The 7,169-nt window shown below is 71.1% G+C and carries 8 protein-coding genes; 6 read left to right on the forward strand and 2 right to left on the reverse strand.

Features of this window, described 5'->3' with window-relative positions:
• Positions 1–21 precede the first annotated feature (21 nt).
• Together ACZ69M_RS48050 and ACZ69M_RS48055 are read left to right on the forward strand one after the other, a co-directional pair.
• On the forward strand, positions 22–633 hold the full coding sequence (locus tag ACZ69M_RS48050) for a LysE/ArgO family amino acid transporter (protein WP_470060027.1): 612 nt from the start codon (positions 22–24) through the stop codon (positions 631–633).
• A 124-nt stretch (positions 634–757) separates the two neighbouring features.
• The gene (locus tag ACZ69M_RS48055; protein ID WP_470060039.1) at positions 758–2,062 is read left to right on the forward strand and encodes an MFS transporter; all 1,305 of its coding nucleotides are present in this window, start codon (positions 758–760) and stop codon (positions 2,060–2,062) included.
• 16 nt (positions 2,063–2,078) lie between these two features.
• Here ACZ69M_RS48055 and ACZ69M_RS48060 read toward each other — a convergent pair whose 3' ends face one another.
• Positions 2,079–2,984, reverse strand: coding sequence for a Gfo/Idh/MocA family protein (locus ACZ69M_RS48060; RefSeq protein ID WP_470060028.1), 906 nt, complete (start codon positions 2,982–2,984; stop codon positions 2,079–2,081).
• Between the two features lie 171 nt (positions 2,985–3,155).
• On the opposite strand from ACZ69M_RS48060, the gene ACZ69M_RS48065 reads away from it, so the two are divergent.
• From ACZ69M_RS48065 to ACZ69M_RS48080, 4 genes are all read left to right on the forward strand, one after another.
• Entirely contained in the window at positions 3,156–3,611 is a 456-nt protein-coding gene (locus tag ACZ69M_RS48065) for a MarR family winged helix-turn-helix transcriptional regulator (protein ID WP_470060029.1), read from the forward strand.
• Complete coding sequence (locus ACZ69M_RS48070) at positions 3,608–4,522, forward strand: ABC transporter ATP-binding protein (protein WP_470060030.1); 915 nt, start codon at positions 3,608–3,610, stop codon at positions 4,520–4,522. The genes ACZ69M_RS48065 and ACZ69M_RS48070 overlap by 4 nt, the downstream gene beginning before the upstream one ends.
• Positions 4,482–5,342 carry an ABC transporter permease gene (locus tag ACZ69M_RS48075; protein WP_470060031.1) on the forward strand — a complete coding sequence of 287 codons (861 nt, stop codon included), beginning with the start codon at positions 4,482–4,484 and terminating at the stop codon, positions 5,340–5,342. The genes ACZ69M_RS48070 and ACZ69M_RS48075 overlap by 41 nt, the downstream gene beginning before the upstream one ends.
• A 240-nt stretch (positions 5,343–5,582) precedes the next feature.
• Positions 5,583–6,947, forward strand: a complete 1,365-nt coding sequence (locus ACZ69M_RS48080; protein ID WP_470060032.1) for a M1 family metallopeptidase — start codon at positions 5,583–5,585, stop codon at positions 6,945–6,947.
• Positions 6,948–7,001: 54 nt separating this feature from the next.
• On the opposite strand, the gene ACZ69M_RS48085 is transcribed toward ACZ69M_RS48080, so the two are convergent.
• Positions 7,002–7,169 (reverse strand): alpha amylase C-terminal domain-containing protein (locus ACZ69M_RS48085; protein WP_470060040.1); only part of this gene is annotated, 168 nt, incomplete at its 5' end.

The raw sequence follows: 7,169 nt of genomic DNA on the forward strand, positions 1-7,169 counted from the left end.
CGTGTTCCTAGCGTCTCTGGCATGAACAACGCCCTGACCGCCGCGGCCGCCGGATTCGGCACCGGCCTCACCCTCATCGTCGCCATCGGCGCCCAGAACGCCTTCGTACTGCGCCAGGGGATCCGCCGCGAAGCGGTCCTGGCGGTGGTGGGCATCTGCGCGGTGTCCGACGCGCTGCTCATCGCACTGGGCGTCGGCGGGGTCGGCGCGGTGGTCGTGGCCCGGCCCGAGGCGCTCACGGCGGTCGGACTGATCGGCGGCGGATTCCTCCTCTGCTACGGAATCCTGGCCGCGCGGCGGGTGCTGTGGCCCTCGGCGCTGGAGGCCGCGGACGGAGCGGCGGGCTCCCGGCGGCAGATCGTCCTCGCCTGTCTGGCGATGACCTGGCTCAACCCGCACGTCTATCTCGACACCGTGTTCCTGCTCGGCTCCCTCGCGGCCGACCGTGGCCCACTGCGCTGGACCTTCGGGCTCGGGGCCGCCCTGGCAAGCCTGAGCTGGTTCGCCGCGCTGGGCTTCGGCGCCCGGCTGCTCGGCCGCTTCCTCGCCCGGCCGTCGTCCTGGCGCGTCCTGGACGGTGTGGTCGCCGCGACGATGATCACCACGGGCACCCTGCTGATCGCCGACGCCTGAGACGGGGTGAGCGATAGTGAACCCTGACAACTGAAAGATGTATCGAGCAGCCAGGACGGTCGTGGACACGAGCAGGAGCAGTACGGACGGGGCGGACGGCGGGACGCACAGCGGGACCGACGGCTTGGCGGACGGCGGGGCCGGGAGCGGTTCGGCGGCCGGATCCGCCGGACACGACGCGGCGGCGGGAGCGGACCGCACCGGCTGGCGCCGCTGGGCGATGGACACCCGCCCGCTGCGCCGCCCGGCTTACCGCAGGCTCTGGTCCTCCACCATCGTCACGGCGGTGGGCAGCCAGCTCACCGCCGTAGCCGTGCCCAAGCAGATCTACGACATCACCGGCTCCTCGGCCTGGGTCGGCTACGCGAGCCTGGCCGGACTGCTGCCGCTCGTGGTCTTCGCGCTGTGGGGCGGCGCGGTCGCCGACAGCATGGACCGGCGCAAGCTGCTTCTCATCACCAACACCGGCATAGCCGTCACCTCGGTGCTGTTCTGGATACAAGCCGTCGTCGGACTCGATTCGGTGTTCGTCCTGATGGCGCTGCTCGCTCTCCAGCAGGCCTTCTTCGGACTGAACTCCCCGGCCCGCAACGCCTCCATCGCCCGGCTCGTCCCCGAGGACGAACTGCCCGCGGCGAACGCGCTCGGATCGACCGTCATGCAGACGGGCCTGGTGGCGGGGCCGCTGCTCGCGGGTGCCCTGATCCCCGTCATCGGTCTGGGCGAGCTCTATCTGATCGACGCCCTGGCGCTGTGCGTCACCGTGTGGGCCGTGATGCGGCTGCCCGCACTGCCGCCCCTGACGGGCTCCGCGGCCAAGCGGGCGGGCTGGCGTGAGGTCGCCGCCGGCTTCCGCTACATCGCGCTGCACAAGGTGCTGCTGCTGTCCTTCCTCGCCGACATCATCGCCATGGTTCTCGGCATGCCCCGGGCCCTGTTCCCGCAGCTGGCCGCCGAGACCTACGCACCCTACGGGGAAGGGCTCGCGCTCGGCCTGCTGTTCGCGGCGATCCCGATCGGCGCGGTGATCGGCGGACTGATGTCGGGCACGTTCTCCCGGGCCCGACGACACGGGCTCATGGTGATCGCCGCGGTGATGGCCTGGGGAGCGGCGATCACCGGCTTCGGCCTGAGCAGCAGCCTCTGGGTGGCGGTCGCGTTCCTCGCCGCCGCCGGGGTCGCCGACATGGTCTCCATGGTCTTCCGCGGCGCGATCCTGCTCTCGGCCGCCACGGACGAGATGCGCGGCCGGATGCAGGGCGTGTTCACCGTGGTGGTCGCGGGCGGCCCGCGGCTGGCCGACGTCCTGCACGGAACGGCCGGCTCCGTCCTGGGCGCCCGCGCCGCCGTCGCCGGCGGCGGACTGCTGGTGGTCGTCGCCATGGCGATCCTGGCCGTCGCGGCGCCGGCGCTGCGACGCTACTCGTGACCTTGCGTGCCGGGCATCAGCTCTCCGAGGCCTGCGCCATCAGGGTCTGGAGGTGAAGTCCCCGGTGGACGTCGAGTTCGCCGGACACCCCGGTGCGTACGGCCGTGGCGAACTCCCGGCGCAGCACCGGCCAGGTTTCCTCGTGGTCGAGTTCGGCGGCGTCGTACACCAGCGGAGCCTGCGGACCGAAGAGTTCGACACGCGTGTTGCCGTGCTCGACGTGGACCGCTCCGGACAGTGAGGCCTGACTGACGACACCGTTGGCGTGCTCGCAGGTCAGCTCGATCCAGCGGCGGGGGTCACCGGTGCCGCGGACCCGGACGATCGGTCCGACGGCGGCGTCCAGGAGATCCAGAAGATGGGGACCCAGGTCGAGCAGGGCGCCGTGCTCGAGCCGCCAGGTGGTGGCGAACTCGCCGCCCAGGAACGCCCCGTGCAGGAGACACGAACGGGCCCCGGTGATCTCCAGCTCCCGCGCCCTGTTCAGGAACTCCCGGGTGGCCGGGTGGTAGCGGTTGGTCAGAACGAGCTGGGAGACGACCCCGGCCTCGTCGACGGCGTCGGCGAGGCGGCGCGCCGACGCCAGATCCACACCGAGCGGTTTCTCCAGGAGCAGTGCCTTGCCCGCCTTCGCGGCCAGCGGAGCGAGTTCCGCCTGCACCGCGGGCGGAACGGCGAACGCGACCGCCTCGCAGCCGTCGAGCAGTTCCTCGAAACGTGTGACCGCCGCGGCCCCGTGGGGCTCGGCGGTCTCCCGGGCCGCCTCGGCGCGGCGCGCCCACACCGCGGTCAGCCGTGTCTCGGGCCCGGCGGCGAGCACGCGCGCGTGCACGGCCCGCGCCCAGGGCCCGGCACCGACCAGTCCGACCTTCACCGGGGGATGGGGCCACGGCAGCGCGGCATCGGTCTCGATCGCGGTCACGGAGGTCTCCTTCTCCTGGCGCCCGGAGTGGGCTGGGGAAACTCCATCACGCGGGCTGGGCTCTCCACCAGGGGGTGTGGTGCGCCGCGGCCCGGCGGGCGGGCCTGCCGGCGAACGGTTCTTGACCCTCCCTTTCCCTCATTACCTCTGATACAGAGCTATTCTCGGAACGTGGAGTCCGAGAGCTTTCCCGAGGCACTGGCAGACGCTCTGGCCGGAGTGCAGCGACTGATCCGGCGCCGACTGCGCAGGGGCACGACCGCGCCGCGGCTGCGCGGCGCGGAGGTCGAGCTGCTGCGGCTGGTCGTGGCCCGCCCCGGCATCGGTGTGTCGCAGGCCGCCAAGGAGCTCTACCTGGCGGGCAATTCGGTCTCGACGCTGGTCAACCAACTGGCCCGGGACGGCTATCTGAACCGCGAGACGGACCCGGCCGACCGGCGGGCGGCACGCCTGCTGCCCACACCGGCGGCGGACGCACGACTGCGCGACTGGCGCGAGCGGCGCACGGCTCTCGTACGCCGCCAGGTGGCCTGTCTCGACGAGGCCGAACGCGCGGCTCTGGAGGCGGCTCTTCCGGCCCTCCGCAAGCTGGCGGTGAACCTGCACGAGGAGGCCGAGGAGACATGACGCGGAGCCTGACGGGCGGGGGAGACCCCACCGAGGAGACGGAGAGGACAACGGAGACGGAGACCGTGGCGGTGGCGGATGCCGGGACGGAGGCCGTCAGCTGTGCCGGGCTCGTCTACGCCTTCGGCGAGACCACCGCGGTCGACGGCCTCGACCTCTCCGTCCACGACGGAGAGGTGTTCGGACTGCTCGGGCCCAACGGCGCGGGCAAGACCACCGCGATCCGCTGCATCACCACACTCCTGCCGGTCCCCACCGGCATGGTCCGCGTCTTCGGTCACGACGCCACCCGCGAACGCATGGCGGTACGCCGCCTGCTGGGCTACGTACCGCAGCAGTTGTCCGCCGACGCGGGACTCACCGGCCGGGAGAACGTGGTCCTGTTCGCCCGCGTCTTCGACGTCGCCCGCAAGGAGCGCGCGGCACGCGTCGAGCAGGCGCTCGCGGCGGTTGACCTCACCGACGCGGCCGACCGGCTCGCCAAGACGTACTCCGGTGGCATGGTCCGCCGCCTCGAACTCGCCCAGGCACTGGTGAGCGCACCCCGGCTGCTGATCCTCGACGAACCGACCATCGGCCTCGACCCGATCGCCCGCACGAGCGTGTGGGAGCACATCAACGCCGTACGCGCCGCCACCGGAATGACCGTCCTCGTGACGACCCACTACATGGACGAGGCCGACCAATACTGCGACCGGGTCGCGCTGATGCACCGCGGCCGCGTCCGTGCCCTGGGCACCCCCGACGAGCTGCGCAAGGGCCTCGGCGAGCGGCGCGGCACCGGGCAGAACGGTGAACTGCCCACGCTGGAGGACGTCTTCCGCGACATCGCCGGCAGCGGCCTCGACGAACAGTCAGGAGACTTCAGCGATGTCCGAAGCACCCGTCGTACAGCGTCCCGTGTCGGCTGAGCGCATCCACCCGGCCGGCCTCGACCTGCTCGTCGTCCCACCACGGACCCGTACCGGCTGGCGGGTGCTGCCCGCCCGGGTCGGCGCGATGTGCGCGGTCGAACTGCAGAAGCTGCGCCATGACCGCACCGAGCTGTACACCAGGGCGGTCCAGCCGGCGCTCTGGCTGCTGATCTTCGGCGAGACCTTCACCCGGATCAGGGCGATACCCACCGGCGGCATCCCCTATCTCGACTATCTGGCGCCCGGCATCATCGCCCAGTCCGCGATGTTCATCGCCATCTTCTACGGCATCATGATCATCTGGGAGCGGGACGCCGGGATCCTCACCAAACTGCTCGTCACCCCGACCCCGCGCTCGGCGCTCATCACCGGTAAGGCCTTCGCCGCCGGGGTGAAGGCGCTGATCCAGGCGGTGGTGGTCGTTGTCATCGCGGCGCTGCTCGGGGTCGCGATGACCTGGAACCCGCTGCGTCTGCTGGGTGTTGCGGTGGCTGTCGTCCTGGGCTCCGCCTTCTTCTCCTGTCTCTCGATGACCATCGCGGGCATCGTGCTCACCCGGGACCGGCTGATGGGCATCGGCCAAGCCATCACGATGCCGCTGTTCTTCGGCTCCAACGCCCTCTACCCGGTCGCGGTCATGCCCGGCTGGCTCCAGGCCGTCAGCAAGGTCAACCCGTTGAGCTACCAAGTGGACGCGCTGCGCGGCTTGTTGCTCGGTACACATGCCCACCTGGCCCTCGACTACGGGGTCCTCGCCCTGGCCGCCGCCCTCGGCATCCTGTCCGCCTCGTCCCTGCTGGGCCGCCTGGCCCGCTGATCCGGGCGTGGCCTCCTACTTCCTGTCGGCTCCCTCCTGTACGACGGTGCGTGTGCACCGCCCCCTCGCCGCGACTTGACCAGATGATGAGGGTCACCGGCCCGCGGGGCTCATAGGCTGTGCGTCATTGATCACTTGATCCCCTGATCACCTGATTGCCGTCGCACCGGAGGAGCCAACGTGACGCCACGTCCGCACCAGAGCACCAGACGCACAACTGTCCTTCGAAGGGAGGCAGTTGTGGCCGCGGTTCCCGTCGCCGTCGCGGCCCTGCTCGTCGCGGCGGGCCCGGCGGCGGCCGGTACGGTGGGCTCGTCCGGCGCGGGGGACGCGTACTTCCCTCTCTCGGGCAACGGCGGCTACGACGTCCGGCACTACGACCTGACCCTCGGCTACGACCCCCAGAGCCGCCACCTCGACGGCAAAGCGGTCATCACCGCCCGGGCCACCCAGCGACTGACCCGCTTCGACCTCGACCTCAAAGGGCTGAAGGTCACCGGCGTCACCGTCGACCACGCCAAGGCGTCCTACCGGCGTGACGGCCAGGAACTGGTGGTCACCCCCCGCCACGCCCTCCGGCGGAACCAGGATTTCCGCGTCACCGTCACCTACTCGGGGACGCCCAAGCCGGCCACCGACCCGGACGGTTCCTCGGACGGGTGGATCCCCACCGACGACGGCGCGTTCGTGGCAGGCGAACCGCAGGGCGCCATGACGTGGTTCCCCGCCAACAGCCACCCCAAGGACAAGGCCTCCTACGACTTCACCATCACCGTCCCCAAGGGACACACCGCCGTTGCCAACGGAATCCTCCGCGGACAGTCGACCAGCCACGGCCGTACGACGTTCCGCTGGCGGCAGTCCGAGCCGATGGCGGCCTACCTCGCCACGGCGACGGTCGGGAAGTTCAAGGTCGAGCAGTACACCACGCACGACGGAATCAAGGTCTACAACGCCGTCGACCCCCGTGAGGCGACCGCCGCGGCGCCCGTGCTGAAGAAGCTGCCGTCCGTGCTGGCGTGGGAGAGCGGTGTCTTCGGGCCCTACCCCTTCCGGGCCGCCGGGGCCATCGTCGACCGGGCTCCGCAGGTCGGATACGCGCTGGAGACCCAGACGCGTCCCGTCTATGACTCCGCGCCCGACCTGAGCACCCTCGTCCACGAAAGCGCGCACCAGTGGTTCGGGGACTCCGTCAGCCTCACCGCGTGGAAGGACATCTGGCTCAACGAGGGCTTCGCGACGTATGCCGAGTGGCTGTACGCCGAGCAGCACGGTGGGAAGACGGCTCAGCAGACGTTCGACTCCCTGTACGCCAGTCCTGTCGGCAGCGGTCTGTGGGCGTTTCCGCCGGCGGATCCCGGGAGTGGGGCGCACATCTTCGACACGCCCGTGTACGCGCGGGGTGCGATGGCTCTGCAGAAGCTGCGTACGGCTGTGGGGGACGGGGTGTTCTTCCGCATCCTGCGGACCTGGGCCACGGAGCACCGTGGCGGACATGGCACCACCGCCCAGTTCATTCGCCTCTCCGAGCGGTTGTCCGGGAAGGACCTCGGCGGGCTGTTCCACACGTGGATCGGCACGGCGGGCAAGCCGACCTCTCCCTGACCGGCTCCTTCGCCCCCGCCGCCCCCGCCGCCCCCGCCGCGGGGGCGAGAACGGTCAGGCGGGGCGCAGCCAGAGGGTGGCCAGGGGAGGGAGCGTCAGACGCAGGCCGCCGTCGTGGGCCCGGAGGTGGGGGTTGTGGATGTCGCTGCCGCCGTAGCGGGCGGCGTCGGTGTTGAGGACTTCGTGCCAGGCGGGGATGTCTTCGGGGATGCCGAGGCGGTA

The sequence above is a fragment of the Streptomyces sp. NPDC107454 genome (genome assembly GCF_055582885.1).